Annotated in this window: 2 protein-coding genes; both read right to left on the reverse strand. The window is 75.5% G+C overall.

The genetic code is table 11. The features are described 5' to 3' along the window. Window positions 1-91: 91 nt before the first annotated feature. Window positions 92-4078, reverse strand: coding sequence for a type I polyketide synthase (locus AMK22_RS23520; RefSeq protein ID WP_443333314.1), 3987 nt, complete (start codon window positions 4076-4078; stop codon window positions 92-94). A gap of 122 nt (window positions 4079-4200) precedes the next feature. Then, window positions 4201-20454 (reverse strand): type I polyketide synthase, encoded by a 16254-nt coding sequence (locus AMK22_RS23525; RefSeq protein ID WP_107430620.1) that lies wholly within the window; start codon window positions 20452-20454, stop codon window positions 4201-4203. Window positions 20455-20501: the final 47 nt, after the last annotated feature.

Raw genomic sequence — 20501 nt, forward strand, 5'->3', positions numbered from 1 at the left:
GCCACGGGTCGAAAGACCCGTGGCGCCCCGCGGCAGGTCCGACGGCCGGGGACTCCTTCGGTCGGCGGGCCTTCTCCTGTATGCCGCCGCGTCAGCGCGCCGCGGTGCCGGGCAGCCAGTTCTCCACGGCCTCGGCTGTCGATCCGGCGCGGTCCTCCAGGATCGTGAAGTGGGTTCCGGGCACCTCGGCGAGTTCGTGTGCGCCGTTCCAGACGGCCCGCCAGTCGTCGAGGCCCGGTGCGAAGGGGTCCCGGGGCCGTACGAACAGCACCGGTGCGGTGAGCGCGCCCGGCAGGCAGTACGGGATCAGGTCGCTGTAGCGGCTCATCGCGGCGAGGCGCGCGGTGCCGAAGCCCCCGACGGCCGATTCGCGGTCGAGCAGTCCGTCGAACATCTCGCGCCGGAGGTGTTCCGTGTCGCCGTCGCCCAGCAGATAGGTGTCCAGCAGGACCACGCCGGAGGCCGGTCGTCCGGCCTTTTCCATCACCTCGGCCGCCGCGTGGGCGAGCTGTCCGCCGGAGGAGTAGCCGAGAAGTACGTAGGGTCGTTCGTCCTCGGCGACGGCCCTGCGGACGCCCTCGGTCACGACCTCCACGACCGCGTCCACGGACCGGGGCAGCGGCTCGCCGGGCACGAAGCCGGGCACGTCCGGCACCAGGACGTCGCGCCGTCCGTGGAAGTGCCGGGCGAACCGGGCGTACTGGTGGGCGCCGCCCAGCGCCATCGGCGAGGGCAGGCAGATGAGGCGCGGCCCCGCGTCACCCGTGGCCAGGCGCACCGGTTCGGCCACGTCGCCGAACTCGGCCGCCGAGGAGAAGCCGGGCAGGATGTCGGCCACGGCGTGCAGCAGCGTCAGGGCGCGTTCCCACCGGCCCTCGGCCGCCGCGCGCCGCACCAGTCCGCCGACGGTCCCAAGGTCGTCGGCGTCGGCCGGTTCCGTTCCGCCGCCGTCACCGCCGCCGAGGATGCGTTCGCGCAGGTGCGCGGCGAGCGCGAGAGGGGTGCGGTGGTCGAACACGGCACCGACCGGGACGTCGAGGCCGAGCGCGGTGCCGAGCGCGGCGCGCAGTTCGGCCGCCGAGACCGAGTCCAGGCCGATCTCCAGGAAGACGGCGTCGGGTTCGACGTCCTGCGGTCCCCGGTGTCCGAGGACCACGGCGGCCCGGGAGCGCACGAGTTCGGTCAGCAGGGCCTCCTGCTCGGCCGGCGGGGCCTGTGCCAGGCGCCGCCGGAGGGCTCGCGTGCCGGTGGGACCGACGGCGTCGGTGAGATCGGCGGCGTCGGTGGGATCTGCGGCGTCCGCGGATCCGATGGCGTCCGCGGACTCGGTGGTGTCGGCGGGCTCGGTGGTGCCGGTGAGGTGGGCCGCGTCGACGGATCCGGCGGTCCGGGCGGCGTCTGCGGGGCCCTGCGGGGCCGGGCGGTCGGGGACGAGTGGTACGTCGGCGTTCAGCCAGTACCGTTCGTGCCGGAACGCGTACGTGGGCGGTTCGACGCGGACCGTACCGGGGAAGAGCGCGGCCCAGTCCAGGGGCAGTCCGTCGGTGTGCAGGCGGGCGAGGCCGGACAGCAGGGCCTCCGGTTCGCCGCCGCGGCGCCGGCCGAGGGCGACGAAGGCGCTGCCGCTCTCCGCCGCGCTCTCCCGGGCGAGGCCGGTCAGCACGGCGTCGGGGCCGAGCTCGACGTACCGGGTGACGCCCGAGGCGGCGAGGGCGGTGACGGCGTCGGCGAAGCGCACGGTGCGGCGCACGTGCCGCACCCAGTGCTCCGGGTCACGCAGCTGATCCCCGGTGGCGGGGCGCCCGGTGAGGGCCGACACCACCTCGATGCGCGGCTCCCGGAAGGCCAGGCGTCCGGCGACCGCGCGGAAGTCGTCGAGCATGCCGTCCATCAGGGGCGAGTGGAAGGCGTGCGAGACGCTGAGCCGCTTGGTCCTCGGGAACGTCGCGGCGGCGGCGAGCACCGCGTCGCGTTCCCCTGACAGCACCACCGACTCCGGTCCGTTGACCGCCGCGAGCCCCACCCGGTCGTCCAGCAGCGGCAGCACCTCGTCCTCGCCCGCCTGTACGGCGACCATCGCGCCGCCCTCGGGAAGCGCCTGCATGAGCCGGCCGCGGGCACCGACCAGGGCGCACGCGTCGGCCAGGTCCAGCACCCCGGCGACATGGGCGGCGGCGATCTCGCCGACGGAGTGCCCGGCCAGCACGTCGGGCCGGACGCCGAACGACTCCAGCAGCCGGAACAGGCCGACCTCGTAGGCGAACAGGGCGGTCTGCGCGTACCGGGTACGGTGCACCGCCTCCGGGTCGTCGCCGCCCAGTACGCCCACCAGGTCCAGTCCGAGGAGGGCGTCGATCTTGTCGAAGGCGGCGGCGAACACCGGGTAGTGGGCGCGCAGTTCGAGACCCATGCCGGGGCGCTGGGCACCCTGCCCGGTGAACAGGAAAGCGGTGCGTCCGCCGGTGCGGGCCCGTCCGGTGACGACGCCGGGCGAAGGGCGGCCGGTGGCGAGGTCCTGGAGGCCGGCCAGGAGCCGGTCCCGGTCGGTGCCGGTGACGGCGGCCCGGTGGCCGAGCGCGGCGCGGCGGGTGCCCAGGGCGCGTGCGAGGGCGGACGGCGGCAGCTCGGGACGATCCTCGAGGAAGGCGTGCAGCCGTTCGGCCTGGGCGGGAAGGGCGCGCGCGGAGCGGGCGGACAGCGGCAACACCACGGCGGGGGCGTGGGGTTCGGTCCCGTCGTGCGCGGGGGTGTCCTCGTCGGGGGCCTCCTCCAGGATCACGTGCGCGTTCGTACCACTGATCCCGAACGACGACACCCCCGCACGCCTGGGACGATCCCCCCGCACCCACTCCCGCCCCTCCGTCAACAACCGCACCCGCCCCGAACCCCAGTCGACCTTCCGCGACGGCTCGTCCACATGCAACGTCGCCGGCAACCACCCCGCCCCCATCGCCAACACCATCTTCATCACACCCGCCACACCCGCAGCCGCCTGCGCATGCCCCACATTCGACTTCACCGACCCCAACCACAACGGATCCCCACCCCCACGACCCCGCCCATACGTCGCCAACAACGCCTGCGCCTCGATCGGATCACCCAACACCGTCCCCGTCCCATGCGCCTCCACCACATCCACCCCACCCCCCGACACACCCGCAGCCACCCACGCCTCACGAATCACGCGCTGCTGCGCCGGACCATTCGGCGCCGTCAACCCATTCGACGCACCATCCTGATTCACCGCCGAACCCCGCACCACCCCCCACACCCGACGCCCCGACCGCCGCGCATCCGACAACCGCTCCAACACCAGCACACCGAGCCCTTCCGAGAACCCGGTGCCGTCGGCGTCGTCGGAGAAGGACCGGCACCGGCCGTCCGGGGAGAGCCCGCCCTGGCGGCTGAACTCGACATAGGTGCCCGGCGAGGCCATCACCGTCACCCCGCCCGCCAGGGCCAGCGTGCACTCCCCCTCCCGCAGTGCCCGCGCCGCCAGGTGCAGCGCCACCAGCGACGAGGAGCACGCCGTGTCCACGGTGAGCGCCGGACCCTCCAGACCCAGGGTGTAGGCGATACGGCCGGAGGCGACGCTTCCGGAGCCGAAGCTGCCGAAGTAGTCGTGGTACATGAGGCCCGCGAACACCCCGGTGCGGCTGCCGCGCAGCGACGTCGGGTCGATGCCCGCGTGCTCCAGCGCCTCCCAGGAGCCCTCCAGCAGCAGCCGCTGCTGCGGGTCCATGATCCGTGCCTCGTGCGGGCCGATGCCGAAGAACGCGGCGTCGAAGTCCCCCGCGTCGTACAGGAATCCGCCCTGCCGGGTGGTGGAGCGGCCGGGGGTCCCTGGCGTCGGGTCGTACAGGTCCGGGTCCCAGCCGCGGTCGTCGGGGAACGCGCCGATGCCGTCCACGCCGTCCGCGACGAGCCGCCACAGTTCCTCGGGCGTGGTGACGCCGCCGGGGTAGCGACACGCCATCCCGACGATCGCGATCGGTTCCCGGGCCGCGGCGGTCAGGGCGCGGTTGCGCTCCCGCAGCCGTTCGGTCTCCTTCAGCGAGGCGCGCAGCGCCTCGACCAGCCTGGTGTCCGGCTTCTGGGGCTCGGCCATGGTCCTCTTCCTTGTACGGGCATCGTCACGAACAAAGACCGTCCCGGGACGTCTGCGCGAACGGAGACGTCCCGGGGCATCGTCGCGGACGGTCACGGGGCGTCGTCGTCGCGGACGAGGTCGTCGAGCGCGAGGGTGATGAGGCTCTCGGCGTCCATCGCGTCGATCGAGGGGCGGCCTGGCGTCTCGTTCGCGGCGCGCTCCCGGACGGGGCGCACTCCGGCGAGTTCGAGCAGACCGTCCAGCAGTCCGGCCTCGCGGAGCCTCGCCAGGGGAAGGGCGGCCAGGGCCGCGCGGACGGTGGCCTCCTCGTCGTCCTCCCCGTCCGTCCCGCTGGACCTCTCCCCCGCGGGCGGGGCCAGTTCGGCGGCCAGGTGCTCGGTGAGCGCCGCCGGGCTGGGGTGGTCGAAGACGAGGGTGGCGGAGAGCCGGAGCCCGGTCGCCTCGTTGAGCCGATTGCGGAACTCCACCGCGGTCAGTGAGTCGAAGCCGAGCTCCTTGAAAGGCAGTTCGGCGTCGAACTCCTCGGTCCCGAGCACCTGCCGGGCCTCGTCCCGTACGAGTTCCAGCAGGCGGGCGGACCGCTGCTCGGGGGCGCGCGCGGCCAGGTCGCGGCGGAGCGCGGCCGAGGCGGCCGTCGTGGCGGCGCCGGTCCGGCGCGGGGCGCGCACCAGTCCGCGCAGCAGCGGCGCGATCCGGTGGGGGTCCCGCGCGCCCAGGTCGAGGCGGGCGGGCAGCAGGACCGGTTCCTCGCGTCCCACCGCCGTGTCGAAGAGGTCCAGGCCGGTTCGTGCGTCGAGGGCGAGGACGCCGCCGGCGGCGATGCGGTGGGCGTCGGTGTCGCCGAGCCGGTCCGCCATGCCGCCGCTGCCCGCCCACGCGCCCCAGGCGAGCGAGACACCAGGCAGCCCCTGGGCCCTGCGGTAGGCGGCGAGGGCGTCGAGGAAGGCGTTGCCCGCGGCGTATCCGGCCTGGCCCGGGCTGCCGAGCAGACCGGCCGCGGACGAGAACAGCACGAACGCCGTCAGGGGCCGGTCCGCGGTGAGTTCGTGCAGGTGCCAGGCGGCGTCGAGCTTGGGCCGCAGCACGGTGTCCAGCCGCTCGGGCGTGAGCGAGGTGAGGACGGCGTCGGCGAGGACGCCCGCGGTGTGCACCACGGCGGTGACCGGGTACTCGTCGAGGACGCGGGCGAGGGCGGAGCGGTCGGCGGCGTCGCAGGCGGCGAAGGTCACCCTGGCGCCGAGGGCGGTCAGTTCCTCGCGCAGATCCCCGGCGCCGGTCGCGTCGGCCCCGGTACGGCTGAGCAGGACCAGCCGGGTGGCACCGTGGGCGGTGACCAGATGGCGGGCCACCAGTCGGCCGAGGGCGCCGGTGCCGCCGGTGATCAGGACGCCGCCCGTCCAGTCGACCGGCGCCGCCTCGGTGCGACGGGGCGCGCGCACCAGCCTCGGGGTGCTCATCATGCCGTCGCGCAGGGCAAGTTGGGGTTCACCGGAGGCGACGGCGGAGGGCAGCAGCCGACGTGAGGCGTCGCTGTCGTCGAGGTCGGCCAGGACGATCCGGTCGGGGTGCTCGGACTGGGCCGAGCGGATCAGACCCCATGCGGCGGCGGCGCCGGGGTCGGTGACCGTGGTGCGGCCCGGATCGATGGTCGCGGTGTGTCCGGGGCCCGCGTCGGCGGCCCCGGACCACCCGGGGCCGGTGGCGCCCCGGGTGGTCACGACCAGGCCGGTGCCGCCGAACCGCTCGTCGGCGAGCCAGTCCCGCACCGTGGCCAGCAACCGCCGGGTCGCTGCCCGGATCTCCTCGGGGCGATCGCCGCCGGAATGCGGGACGACCAGGACGTCCGGGGCGTGGGCGGCGGCCTCCGCCAGATCGGCGGCGGTGGTGACCTCGGCGGTCTCCCCGGCCAGTGCGGCGGCCAGGGTGTCATGGGCGGTGCCGAGCACGGTCCACCGGCCGGCCTGCGGGGCGGCGGGCACGTTCGTGGGCACCCAGTCGAGGGCGAACAGGTCGTCGTGCCCGCCCGCGGCGGCCGTGGCGATCCGCGCGGGGTCGATCTCCCGCAGCGTCAACGATGCGACCCGCGCCACCGGCCGCCCGTCGACGTCGGCGGCGTCGACGCGTACGGCGCCCTGTCCCAGCGGAGCTATCCGCACCCGCAGGGCCGTCGGGGCCTCGGCGTACAGCTCGACGCCGTTCCAGGAGAACGGCAGGGCCATCCGTTCCGGGGCCCCGGCGCGCAGCCCGATGGCGTGCAGCGCGGCGTCGAACAGGGCCGGGTGCAGGGCGAACGGGGCGCCCGCCGTGTCCACGGCGACCTCGGCGTACACCTCGTCGCCGAGGCGCCAGGCGGCGCGCAGTCCCTGGAAGCGTGGACCGTACTCGGCGCCCAGTCCGGCGAGCCGGTCGTAGACGCCGTCCACGTCGACCGGTTCGGCGCCGGGGGGCGGCCAGGCAGTCAGGTCGTGGGCGGGTTCCGGGGCGGCGGGTTCCGGGGTGGCGGGACGAACGATGCCGGTGGCGTGGGTGCTCCACGGTTCGCCGTCGGCGGGCGTGGCGTACACGTGGAAGGCGCGGGCGCCGTCGGCGTCCGGTTCGCCGACGGTGCACTGGAGGCGGACGGTACCGTTCACGGGCAGTACCAGCGGCTGCGCGAGGGTCAGTTCGTCGATCACCGGGCAGTCCAGCCGGGCCCCGGCGGCGAGGGCCGTCTCGACGAACGCCGTACCCGGCAGCAGCGGTACGCCGCCAACGGCGTGGTCGGCCAGCCACGGCTGGGCGGAGAGGGAGAGCCGCGCGGTGTACAGGGTGGCGTCGGCATCGGCGCGTTCGACGGCGGTGCCGAGCAGCGGGTGGCCGGTGGCGGGGGTCGTCGCGGCCGGGTCGCCGGTCATCCAGTAGGAGTCGCGCTGGAAGGCGTAGGTGGGCAGGTCGGATCCGTCGCGGTGGGACAGCAGCCCCGACCAGTCGACGGCGGCCCCGTGCACGTGCAGGGCGGCCAGCCCGGCGACGAGGGCCTCGGCCTCCGGCCGGTCCTTGCGCTGGAGCGGGACGACGGCGGAATCCTCGGGCAGGCAGTCGCGGGCCGCGGCGGTGAGCGCGCCGCCGGGTCCGGCCTCGGCGAAGTGCCGTACGCCCGCGTCGCGCAGGCGGGCCACGGCGTCAGCGAAGCGGACCGTCTCGCGGGCGTGCCGCACCCAGTAGTCGGGGGTGGACAGTTCGTCGGCGGTTGCCGGGGCCCCGGTGAGGGTGGACACCAGGGGGATGCGCGAGGGACCGTACGTGACCGACTCCGCGACCTCGCGGAACTCCTGGAGCATCGGTTCCATCAGGGCGGAGTGGAACGCGTGACCGACGGTCAGTTCCTTGGTGCGCTCGAAACGGGCGGCGAGAGCGCGGGCCGGTCCTGCCGGTCCGGAGATCACGACGGAGGCGGGCCCGTTGACGGCCGCGATGCCGACGCCGTCGCTCCCTCCCTCACCATCGCCGTCGCCGTCGCCGTCTCCGTCTCCGTCTCCGTCTCCGTCTCCGTCTCCGTCTCCGTCTCCGAGCAGCGGTACGACCTCGTCCTCCGCGGCGCGTACGGCGATCATCACTCCGCCCTCGGGGAGCGCCTGCATGAGGCGGCCCCGCGCGGCGACGAGCCGGCAGGCGTCCTGGAGTCCGAGGACGCCCGCCACGTGCGCGGCGGCGAACTCGCCGACGGAGTGTCCGGCCAGCAGATCGGGCCGGACGCCGAACGACTCCAGCAGCCGGAACAGGGCCACCTCGAAGGCGAACAGGGCGGGCTGGGTGTACTCGGTGCGCTCCAACAGTTCGGCGGAGCCGATGACTTCGGTGAGCGGCCGGTCCAGCAGCGGGTCGAGCTGGGCGCGGATCTCGTCGAGGGCGGTGGCGAAGACGGGGAACGCGGCGGCGAGTCCGGTGCCCATTTTGGGCAGCTGGGAGCCCTGGCCGGAGAAGAGCAGGGCCAGTTTGCCGTCGGTGGCCGTGCCGGTGGTGCCGGTGGGCGGGGTGCGGCCCTCGACGAGCGACCGCAGTCCGGTGACCAGGTCCTCACGGGTGCGTCCGACGACGGCGGCGCGATGGCCGAGCGCGGTGCGCGCGTGGGCGAGGGCCCCGGCGATCCGGTGCGGGCCGTCCTCCGGGGTGCCGGCCGAAGTGCCCGGGATGCCGGTCAGGTGGCCCAGCAGCCGTGCGGCCTGGGCGCGCAGCGCCTGCGGGGTGTGGCCGGACAGCAGCCAGGGCACGGTGGCGGGCGCGACGGTGACGGTGGGCGGCTCCGGGGCGGGGGCCGGGGCGGCCGGAGCCTCGGGCGGTGCGGCCTCGACGATGACGTGGGCGTTGGTGCCGGAGATGCCGAAGGAGGAGACGCCCGCGCGGCGCGGGCGGCCCGGGTCCGGCCAGGGGCGGGACTCGGCCAGCAGCCGGACGTTGGCGCCCTCCCACTCCACGTGCCGGGAGGGCCGGTCGATGCCGAGGCTGGCCGGCAGGGTCTCGTTGCGGATCGCCTGCACCATCTTGATGACTCCGGCGACCCCGGCGGCGGCCTGGGTGTGGCCCAGGTTGGACTTGACCGAGCCGAGCCAGAGCGGCCGCTCCTCGGTGTGCTCGGCACCGTACGTGGCGATCAGAGCCTGGGCCTCGATGGGGTCGCCGAGGGTGGTGCCGGTGCCGTGCGCCTCGACCGTGTCGACATCGGCGGCGGCGACCCCGGCCGCTTCGAGCGCGCGGCGGATGACGCGTTGCTGCGCGGGGCCGTTGGGGGCGGTGATGCCGTTCGAGGCGCCGTCCTGGTTGACGGCGGTGCCGCGCAGGACGGCCAGGACCGTACGGCCGTTGCGGCGGGCGTCGGAGAGCCGTTCCAGCAGCAGCACACCGGCGCCCTCGCCGAAGCCGGTGCCGTCGGCGGCGTCCGCGAAAGGACGGCAGCGGCCGTCGCGGGACAGTCCGCGGTGGCGGCTGAACTCCACGAACGTGCCCGGCGTGGCCATGACGGTGACGCCCCCGGCCAGGGCGAGGGAGCAGTCGCCCTGGCGCAGGGCCTGGGCGGCCAGGTGCAGGGCCACCAAGGAGGAGGAGCAGGCGGTGTCGACGGAGAGCGTCGGCCCCTCCAGCCCGAGGGTGTAGGCGACCCGTCCGGAGACCACGCTGCCGGAGCCGAAGCTGCCGAAGTAGTCGTGGTACATCACCCCGGCGAACACTCCGGTGTCGGAGCCGCGGAGGGTGGCCGGGTCGATGGAGGCACGTTCCAGGGCCTCCCAGGACGTCTCCAGCAACAGCCGCTGCTGCGGGTCGGTGACCAGGGCCTCCTCCTCGTCCATGCCGAAGAAGGCGGGGTCGAATCCGGCCGCGTCGTACAGGAAGGCACCGTGCCGGGTGTAGCTGGTGCCCGGCCGGTCCAGGGTCGGGTCGTACAGGGTCTCGATGTCCCAGCCCCGGTCGGTGGGGAACTCCCCGACGGCGTCGCGGCCCTCGGCCACGAGCCGCCACAGGTCCTCCGGCGAGGCGATGTCGCCGGGGAAGCGGCAGGCCATGCCGACGATGGCGATGGGTTCGTCGGCGGCGGCCCGTGCTCCGGCCCCGGGTGCGGATGCGGGTCCGGGGGCGTCGAGGGTGCCTGTCAGCTCGCCGAGCAGATGGCGGGCGAGCTCCGCCGGGGTGGGGTGGTCGAAGACGAGGGTGGCGGGCAGCCGCAGCCCGGTCGCGGCGGCGAGGCCGTTGCGCAGCTCCACGGCGGCCAGCGAGTCGAAGCCGAGTTCCCGGAAGGCCAGGGTGCGGCCGACGTCCTGGGCGGAGCGGTAGCCGAGGATGGTGGCGACGCGGCTCCGGACGAGTTCGGTGAGGAACGGTTCGCGCTCGGGTTCCAGCAGGGCGGCGAGCCGGTCCCGCAGCGGGGCCGCGCCGGGCGTCCCGTCCCGGCCCGCCGCGAGGGCACGCCGTACGGGCACCAGACCGCGGAACAGCGGGGCGAGGGAGTCCGCCTGGGCGCGCAGCGCGGCGGTGTCGAGGCGCACCGGCAGAACGGCGGGTTCGCCATCGCGCAGGGCCGCGTCGAACAGGGCGAGCCCGTCCTCGGTCGACAGCGGGGCGACTCCGCCCCGGGCGATGCGTGCCCGGTCGTTGTCGTCGAGGGTGCCGGTCATGCCGCTCGCCCGGTCCCACAGGCCCCAGGCCAGGGAGTGCGCGGGCAGGCCCCGGTCCCGTCGGTACGCGGCGAGGGCGTCGAGGTAGGCATTGGCGGCGGCGTAGTTGCCCTGGCCCGGGGAGCCGAGGGTCGCGGCGGAGGAGGAGAACAGCACGAACGCCGACAGGCCGAGTCCGACGGTGAGTTCGTGCAGGTTCCAGGCCGCGTCGACCTTGGGCCGGAAGACCGTGTCGACGCGTTCGGGGGTGAGGGAGGCGAGCACGCCGTCGGCCAGGACGCCGGCCGCATGGATCACGGCGGTCAGCGGGCGGTCGGCGGGTATCGCGGCGAGGACTGCGGCGAGCGCGTCCCGGTCGGCGACGTCGCAGGCGGCGGTGGTGACCTCGGCACCCAGCGCGGTCAGTTCGGAGACGAGCGCGTCGGGCGCGCCGCTCCGGCTGAGCAGCAGCAGATGCCGCACGCCCCGTTCACCGGCCAGGTGACGGGCGACAATGCCGCCGAGGGCGCCGGTCGCACCGGTCAGCAGGACGGTGCCGGTGCCGAGACCGGGTCCGGTGACGGCCGGTTCGGTGACCGCCGGTTCGGCGGTGGCGGAGGCGCTGCGTCGGCCCGTGGCCCCGGGATCCCGGTCCGGGTCGTCGGCCGGATCCGGAGCGGAAGGCGTGATGCGGGCGAGGCGCGGCACGTGCCAGGCGCCGTCGCGCAGCGCGAGGTGCGGCTCGCCCGTGGCGACGGCCTCGGCGAGACGGGCGAGGTCGGAGGCGGTGTCCGCAGCGGCGTCGGCCGCGCTCCCGGTGTCGGCCGCGCTCCCGGTCCCGGAGTCGGTCACGGTCACGTGGTCGGCCTCGATCAGGACGATGCGGCCGGGGTTCTCCGACTGCGCCGAGCGGACCAGACCGCCGACCGCCGCCCCCGCCGGGTCCGTGCCGGTGACGACCACCAGGGTGCGGTCGCCTCCGCGCTCGTCGGTGAGCCGCTCGTCCACGGGCCGCTCGTCAGCGGGTAGTTCATCGGTGAGCCGGGCGCGCAGACCGTCGAGCACGGCGGCGACGGCCGCGCGTGTCCCGGCGGCATCGGCCCCCGCCGGGGCGCGCAGCACCTCCAGCTCCTCGGGCGCGGGCACGGGCTCCGTCGGGGCGGGTGCGGGCAGCCAGTCGACTCGGTAGAGCGCACCGGACCCGGTGGATCGGGCGGCGGCGTCGACCGTGTCGGCGCGCAGCGGGCGCAGGGCGAGGGAGTCGACCGTGGCGACGGGGTCGCCGGCGGGGTCGGTGAGCGTGAGGGAGACGGTGCCCTCGCCGCGGGCGCGGACCTCGACGCGCAGCGCGGTGGCGCCGGTGGCGTGCAGCCGTACGCCGGACCAGGCGAACGGCAGCAGCGCCCGGTCACCGGCGGCGTCGGTGAGGCCGACGGTGTGCAGGGCGGCGTCCGACAGGGCCGGGTGCAGGGCGAAGCCGTCGACGGCGGCCTCGGTGGCGACCTCGGCGTAGAGGGCGTCCTCGGTGCGCCAGGCGGCGCGCAGCCCCTGGAACAGGGGACCGTAGCCCAGGCCGAGCGTGGCGAGTTCCTCGTACAGGCCGTCCAGCGGGACCGGGTCGGCGCCCTGCGGGGGCCAGGCGGTGAGCGGTTCGACGGCGGCGGGGAGGGTGCCGGTGGGGGCGAGGAGGCCGTCGGCGTGCCGGGTCCAGGGCTGGTCCTCGTCGATGCTCTCCGGGCGGGACCAGAGGGTCAGCGGGCGGTTGGCGCCCTCGGGCGGGCCGACGACGGCCTGGAGCTGCACGGCACCGTGCTCGGGCAGGACCAGCGGGGCGTGGAGGGTGAGTTCGACGAGGTCGCCGCAGCCGACCTGGTCCCCCGCGCGCAGGGCGAGTTCGAGGTGTCCGGTGCCGGGGAACAGCAGCCGGCCGGCGACCCGGTGCTCGTTCAGCCAGGGGTGGGTGCCGACGGAGATACGGCCGGTGAGGACCGCTTCCCCGCTGCCGGCCCGTACCATCGCGGCGCCGAGCAGCGCGTGGTCGGTGGCCGCGAGACCGGCGGCGGTGACATCGGCGCCGGTGGCGGTGGAGTCGAGCCAGTACCGCTCGCGCTGGAAGGCGTACGGGGGCAGCGGGACGCGGCGGGTGCGGCGGCCCTCGGCGACGGTGGTCCAGTCCACGGCGGCGCCGTGGGTGAACGCCTCGCCCAGGGCGACGAGCAGCCGGTCCCGGCCGCCCTCGTCGCGGCGCAGCGAGCCGACGGCGGCCACGGCGGCGTCGGTCTCCTGGATGCCGACGGTGAGCACCGGGTGCGGGCTGCACTCGACGAACAGGGCGTGTCCGTCGGCGGCGGCGCCGCGTACCGCCTCCTCGAACAGCACGGTGTTGCGGAGGTTGGTGTACCAGTAGTCGGCGCCGAGCTCGGCGGTGTCGACCGCGGTTCCGGTGACGGTGGAGTAGAAGGGGACGTCAGTGGTGCGCGGGCGGATCCCGTCGAGCACGTCGGCGAGGCGTTCGCGCAGGGACTCCACGTGGGCACTGTGCGAGGCGTAGTCCACGGGCAGCCGCTTGGCACGGACGTGCTCGGAGCGCAGCCGGGCGAGGAGTTCGTCGAGGGCGTCGGAGTCGCCGGAGACGACCGTGGAGGCGGAACCGTTGACGGCGGCGACGGAGAGCCTGCCGCCCCACTCGGCGATCCGGGTCCGCACCTGGTCGGCACCCTCCCCGACGGACATCATGCCGCCGGAGCCGGACAGCAGTTCGGCGATGGCCCGGGAGCGCAGCGCGACCACTCGCGCACCGTCGTCCAGGGACAGCGCGCCCACCGCGCAGGCGGCGGCGATCTCGCCCTGGGAGTGGCCGATGACCGCGGACGGGGTGACGCCGTGGCTGCTCCAGGTGTGCGCCAGTGACACCATGACCGCCCACAGCAGCGGCTGGACGACGTCGACGCGGTCGAGTCGCCCGCGCAGTTCCGCGCGGAGGTCCCAGTCGGTGTACGGCTTCAGCGCGTCGGCGCACTCGGCCATCCGGGCGGCGAACACCGTTGATTCCGCGAGGAGTTCGGTGGCCATGCCGGACCACTGGGAGCCCTGGCCCGGGAAGACGAAGACGGGCCGGGCGCGGCCGGTGGCGGTGCCCTGGTGGAGGTTGCGGGCGGTGTCCCCGGCGGCCAGCGCGGTGAGCGCGACGCGCAGTTCGGCGGGGCCGGTGCCGGTGACGGCGGCCCGGTGGGGGAAGCGGGCGCGGGTGGTCGCCAGCGACCAGCCGACGTCGGACGGGTCGAGGCCGGGGTGGGCGTCGAGGTGGGCGAGCAGCGCGGTGGCCTGACCGGCGAGCGCGGCGGGCGACTTGGCCGTGAGCAGCCAGGGGACGGCGAGTCCCGGGGCGGTGGTTCCCGGTGCCCCCGGGGCGGATCCGGGCTCGTCGGACCGGTCGGCCGGTGCGCCCTGAACGGCCTGATCGGCCTGATCAGCCTGATCGGCTCGTACGGCCTGTTCGGCCGGGGCGGGCCGGTCGGTCGGCGCGGCCTGTTCGGCCGGGGCCACGGCTGCGCTCGGGGCCACGGGTTCGGCCGGGTCGACCGGTTCGCCGTCCGGGGCCTGTTCGAGGACGACGTGGGCGTTGGTGCCGCTGATCCCGAAGGACGACACCCCGGCCCGGCGCGGGCGCCCGGCCTCCGGCCAGGACCGCTCCTCCGTCAGCAGGCGCACCTGCCCGGCCTCCCAGTCCACCTCGGTGGACGGCCGGTCGACGTGCAGGGTCCTGGGCAGCGTGCCGTACCGCATCGCCTGCACCATCTTGATGATTCCGGCGACTCCGGCGGCGGCCTGGGTGTGCCCGATGTTGGACTTGACCGAGCCCAGCCACAATGGGCGGTCCTCGGGCCGGTCCTGCCCGTACGTGGCCAGCAGCGCCTGCGCCTCGATCGGGTCGCCGAGCGTGGTGCCGGTGCCGTGCGCCTCCACCACGTCGACGTCGGCGGTGGTGAGCCGGGCGTTCTCGAGGGCCTGGCGGATGACGCGTTCCTGGGAGGGGCCGTTGGGCGCGGTCAGCCCGTTCGAGGCGCCGTCCTGGTTGACGGCCGTGCCGCGCACGACGGCGAGGACCGGGTGGCCGTTGCGGCGGGCGTCCGAGAGGCGCTCCACCACGAGGACGCCGACGCCCTCGCCCCACACCGTGCCACCGGCCGCGTCCGCGAAGGCGCGGGTGCGGGCGTCGGGGGCGAGCGCGCCCTGTCGGCTGAACTCGACGAAGGTCTCCGGGGTGGCCATGACCGCGACGCCCCCGACCAGCGCGAGCGTGGACTCGCCCTGGCGCAGCGACTGCCCGGCCAGGTGCAGGGCCACCAGCGAGGAGGAGCAGGCGGTGTCGACCGACAGCGAAGGTCCCTCCAGTCCGAGGGTGTAGGCGACCCGTCCGGAGATGATGCTGCCGGATCCGAAGCTGCCGAAGTAGTCGTGGTACTGCACGCCCGCGAACACACCGGTCGGGCTGCCCTTGAGGGAGAGCGGGTCGATGCCCGCGCTCTCCAACGCCTCCCAGGAGGTCTCCAGCAGCAGCCGCTGCTGCGGGTCGGTGACGAGCGCCTCCTTGGGGCTGATGCCGAAGAACGCGGCGTCGAAGTCGCCCGCGTCGTACAGGAATCCGCCCCGGCCCACGTAGGAGGTGTCGGGACGCTGCCGGGTGGGGTCGACGACACGGTCCACGTCCCAGCCCCGGTCGACGGGGAAGTCCCCGATGGCGTCGGTGCCGTCGGCGACCAGCCGCCACAGGTCCTGCGGGGAGCGGACGTCGCCGGGGTAGCGGCAGGCCATGCCGACGATCGCCAGCGGTTCGTCGGCGCGGGCCCGCCGGGTACGGCCGGTGCGCCGGTCCGCGCCGCCCGCCCTCGTCCCCGTACCGACGAGGGTACCGAGGTGGGCGGCGAGCGCCTCGGGCGAGGGGTGGTCGAAGACCAGGGTGGCGGGCAGCCGCTGCCCGGTCTCGGCGGACAGGGAGTTGCGCAGTTCGATCGCGGCGAGCGAGTCGAAGCCGAGTTCCTTGAAGGCTCGGTCGGTCTCCACGGTGCCCGGCCCGGCGTGCCCGAGGACGGCGGCCACGTGGACGCGGACGGTGTGCAGCAGCGCGTCGGCGCGCTCCGCCTCGCCGAGGGCGGCCATGCGGTCGGCGAAGGCGGGCCCGGTGCCGTCGGCGGCGGCCGCCGCCCGGCGTACCGTGCGCCCGGCCAACGCCGCGAGGACCGGGGCGAGTTCGCCGCCCTGCGCGCGCAGGGCGGACGGGTTCAGGCGGACCGGGGCCAGTACCGCGCGGTCGGTGCGGACCGCCCGGTCGAACAGGGCGGTGCCCTCCTCGGCCGACAGGGGGGTCATGCCGCCGCGCGACATGCGGGCGAGGTCGGCGTCGTCCAGGGCGCCGGTCATGCCGCCGGTCGGGGCCCACGGCCCCCAGGCCAGGGACACGGCGGGCGAGCCGTGGGCACGGCGGTGGGCGGCGAGCGCGTCCAGGACGGCGTTGGCGGCGGCGTAGTTGCCCTGTCCGGGGGCGCCGACGATCCCGGCGACGGAGGAGAACAGCACGAACGCGGACAGGTCGTGACCGCCGGTCAGCTCGTGGAGGTGGAGGGCGCCGAGCGCCTTGGGCGCGAGGACGGTGTCGATCCGCTCGGGCGTCAGGGACGACACCACTCCGTCGTCGAGGACGCCCGCGGCGTGGACGACGGCGGTGAGCGGACGGTCCTGCGGGAGGGTGGCCAGGACGGCGGCGAGCGCGTCGCGGTCGGCGACGTCGCAGGCGTACGCGGTGGCGTCGGCGCCGAGGGCGGCGAGTTCGGCGACCAGATCGCCGGCCGCACCGCTCCGGCTGACCAGGGCGAGGTGGCGTACGCCGTGGTCGCGGACCAGATGCCGGGCGAGTACGGGACCGAGTCCGCCGGTGGCACCGGTGAGCAGGACGGTGCCGTCGGGGTCGAGGCCGGGTGCCGGACGGTCGTGGGGCGCGGCGGCGCGTACGAGTCGGGCCGCGCGGGCGGTACCGGAACGCACGGCGATCTGCGGTTCGCCGGAGGCCAGCACGGCGGGCAGGAGCGGGCCGGGGTCGGTGCCGGGTTCGAGATCCAGCAGGACGCACCGGCCGGGGTTCTCCGACTGGGCGGAGCGGACCAGGCCCCATACAGCCGCTCCGGCGAGGTCGGGCACGTCCTCGCCGTCGGCGGAGACGGCGCCGCGGGTGACGACGGCCAGCGGGCGGGGATCGTCGTCCTGGAGTGCGGCGAGCACGGTGCGCAGCGCGGCGCGCACCGCGTCGGCGTCCCTGCCGGGTGCGGTCTCCAGCAGCCGGTGGCCGGTGCCGGCGGCGTCGGGGTCCGGGGCCGCGATGCCCGAAGCGTCGGTGGCCGGTGCGTCGGTGCCCAGTGCCAGTGGCTGCCACGCGAGGGCGAACAGGGCGTCGGCGACGGGGTCGTGCTCGTCGCGCAACCCGGTCAGTGGGCGGGAGGCCAGTGACTCGACGGTGGCGACGGGCGCTCCCGCGGGGTCGGCCAGGTCGACGGCGAAGGTGTGGTCGCCGGTGGGCACCATCCGGGCGCGCAGGGCGGAGGCACCGACGGCGTGCAGGGTGACACCGGTGAACGTGAACGGCAGCCGGGCGGTCTCCTCGCCGGAGCCGTCGCCGAGCAGGGCCAGGGCGTGCAGGGCGGCGTCGAAGGCGGCCGGGTGCAGGCCGAAGCGGGGCGCGTCGGCGGCCGGCCGCTCCGGGAGCCGGACCTCGGCGTACAGCGCGTCGCCGTCCCGCCAGGCGGCGGTCAGGGCGCGGAAGGCCGGTCCGTAGTCGAGACCGGAGGCGGCGTGCCGCTCGTACAGGCCGCTGAGATCGAGCTCCTCGGCGTCCTGCGGGGGCCAGGCGTCGAGCCGGGCACCGGGGACGGCCGCGCCGGGGGCGGCGTCGGCGGAGGCGGTGAGCAGGCCGGAGGCGTGCAGGGTCCAGGGGGCGTCGGCGGGCAGGTTCTCGGCGCGCGCGTGGATCTGGACGGTGCGGGCCCCGGCGGGGTCGGGGGCGCCGACGGCGACCTGGACGCGGACGCCGTCGTCGGGCGGGAGCACCAGCGGTACTTCCAGGGCGAGTTCTTCCAGCCGGACGTGACCGACCTGGTCACCGGCCCGGACCGCGAGTTCCACCATGGCGGTGCCGGGCACCACGACCGAGCCGGCGACGACGTGGTCGGCGAGCCAGGGGTGGGTGCGTACCGACAGCCGGCCGGTGAGCACCGCCGCGTCGGAGTCGGCGAGCACGGTGGCGGCGCCGAGCAGCGGGTGGTCGGCGGGGTCGAGTCCGGCGGCGCCGACGTCGCCGACCGGGGCGACCGTCTCGGGCCAGAACCGTTCGCGCCGGAAGGCGGTGGTGGGCAGGTCGACGGTGGTGGCGCCGGTGAACAGCGCCTCCCAGCGCGGGCCGTCACCAGCGGCCCACAGCCGGGCCAGGGCGGTGAGCAGGGTCTCGGACTCGTCCCGTTCGCGACGGCAGGCGGCGACGAGGACGGCGTCCCGGCCGACGGGGCCGCCGTCAACACCGCGGCCGGCACCGTGGTCGGCGGCGTCCCGACCGACGCGACTGCCTTCGGCGCCGTGACCGGCACCGGCGTCATCGTCGGCGTGGCGGCCGTCGGTGTCCTCGGCGGCCAGGCATTCGCGGGCCATGGCGGTCAGCACCGCGTCGGGGCCGATCTCCAGGTAGCGGGTCACGCCCTGGGCGGCGAGAACGCGGATCCCGTCGTGGAAGCGGACCGTCTCGCGCACGTGCCGCACCCAGTGGTCGGGGGTGGTGACGTCCTGTCCGGCGAGCGCGCCCGTCAAGTGGGACACCAGGGGGACGGTCGGCCGGTGGAACGTCAGGGACGACACCACGGACCGGAACTCGTCCAGCATGGGTTCCATCAGCGGCGAGTGGAACGCGTGCGACACCTTCAGCCGTCTGCTCCGGGCGAACCGGGCGGCGATCACCTCGGCCTCGGCGGCGTCGCCGGAGACGACGACGGAGTCGGGCCCGTTGACGGCGGCCAGCCCGACCCGGTCGGTGAGCAGAGGCCGAACCTCGTCCTCCCCGGCGCGCAGGGCGATCATGGCGCCGCCCTCGGGGAGGGCCTGCATCAGCCGGCCGCGCGCGGCCACCAGCGTGGCGGCGTCCGCGAGGTCCAGTACGCCCGCGACATGGGCGGCGGTGATCTCGCCGATGGAGTGCCCGGCGAGGTAGTCGGGTTCCAGGCCCCAGGACTCCACCAGCCGGTACAGCGCGGTCTCGAAGGCGAACAGCGCGGTCTGGGTGCGGGCGGTGCGGTTGAGCGGCTCGGGATCGTCACCGAGGACCAGGTCGCGCAGTTCGTCGTCGTCGAACCGTTCGCAGATCTCGTCGAAGGCGCGGGCGAAGACCGGGAAGCGCCCGTACAGTTCGCGGCCCATGCCGGGGCGCTGGGAGCCCTGGCCGCTGAACAGGAAGGCGGTCTGTCCCTTGCGCACGCGGCCGAGCGCGGCGGCCGGGCCGCCCTCGGCGAGCCGGTTCACGGCGTCGAGCAGGTGCTCGCGGTCGGCGGCGAGGACCACGGCCCGGTGCGCGTGCGCGGTGCGGGTGACGGCCAGGGAGTGGGCCACGTCGACGGGGTCCTGGTCCGTGACGGCGGCGGCCAGGCGGGCGGCCTGCTCGCGCAGGGCGTGCTCGGTCCGGCCGGAGAGCACCCACGGCACCAGCGGCGGTGCGGTGCGCGGCGCCGACGGCTCGGACGACGTCGGCTCACCGACCGTTTCGACGGCTGGTTCGATGTCCGGTTCGACGGCCGGTTCGACGGCCGGGGCCTCCTCCAGGATGGTGTGGGCGTTGGTGCCGCTGGCGCCGAAGGAGGACACGGCGGCCCGCCGGGGCCGCCCCGGGTCGGTCCAGGGGCGGTTGGCGGTGAGCAGGCGGACGTCGCCCCGCTCCCAGTCGACCTTGGTGGACGCCTCCTCGGCGTGCAGGGTGCGCGGCAGTACGGCGTGCCGCATCGCCATGACGGCCTTGATGATTCCGGCGATTCCGGCGGCGGCCTGGGTGTGCCCGATGTTGGACTTGACCGAGCCCAGCCACAACGGGCGGTCCTCGGGCCGGTCCTGCCCGTACGTGGCCAGCAGCGCCTGCGCCTCGATCGGGTCGCCGAGCGTGGTGCCGGTGCCGTGCGCCTCCAGCAGGTCGACGTCGGCGGTGGTGAGCCCGGCACCGGCCAGCGCGGCACGGATGACGCGTTGCTGGGAGGGGCCGTTGGGCGCGGTCAGCCCGTTCGAGGCGCCGTCCTGGTTGACGGCGGAGCCCCGGATGACGGCGAGCACCTGGTGGCCGTTGCGGCGGGCGTCGGAGAGTCGTTCCAGCAGCAGCATCCCGGCGCCCTCGCCCCAGCCGGTGCCGTCGGCGCCCTCCGCGAAGGACTTGCAGCGGCCGTCCGGGGCGAGCCCGCGCTGACGGCTGAACGCGATGAAGGAGTTGGGGGTGGACATGACCGTGGCGCCGCCCGCGAGCGCGAGGGAGCACTCCTTGCCGCGCAGGGCCTGTACGGCCAGGTGCACCGCGACGAGCGCGGAGGAGCAGGCGGTGTCGACGGTGACGGCCGGGCCCTCCAGCCCGAGGGTGTAGGAGATACGGCCGGAGATCACGGCGGCCAGGGCGCCCGTGCCGAGCGCGGCCTCGGCGTCCTGCTCCGTCCTCGCCAGGACGTCCCGGTAGTCCTGGCCGTTCGTACCGGCGAACACCCCGACGCGGGTGCCGTGCACCGAGTCGGGGGCGATACGGGCGCGTTCCAGCGCCTCCCACGACACCTCCAGCAGCAGCCGCTGCTGCGGGTCCATGGCGAGGGCCTCGCGCGGGCTGATGCCGAAGAACTCCGGGTCGAATCCCGCCGCGTCGTCCAGGAAGCCGCCGCGCCGGGTGTACGTCCTGCCGGTGGCGTCCGGGTCCGGATCGTAGAGGGCTTCGGTGTCCCAGCCCCGGTCGGCGGGGAAGTCCCCGATGGCGTCGGTGCCGTCGTGGACGAGCCGCCAGAGCTCCTCGGGCGTGCCGACCCCACCGGGGAAGCGGCAGCTCATCGCGACGATCGCGACGGGTTCCCGGTCCTGCGTCTCCACCTCGCGCAGCCGCTGACGGGTCCGGTGCAGATCGGCGGAGACCCGCTTGAGGTAGGACAACAGCTTTTCGTCGTTGGTCATCGGGTGTCGCCACTCCTGTGCAAAGAGGTGTGCGAAGAGGTGTGCGG

Source organism: Streptomyces sp. CB01580 (genome assembly GCF_001905795.1).
Classification (GTDB): Bacteria; Actinomycetota; Actinomycetes; order Streptomycetales; family Streptomycetaceae; genus Streptomyces.

Coding starts and splice junctions, on each gene's coding strand:
- AMK22_RS23525 (WP_107430620.1), bottom strand. CDS start 20,454: ATGACCAACGACGAAAAGCTGTTGTCCTACCTCAAGCGGGTCTCCGCC.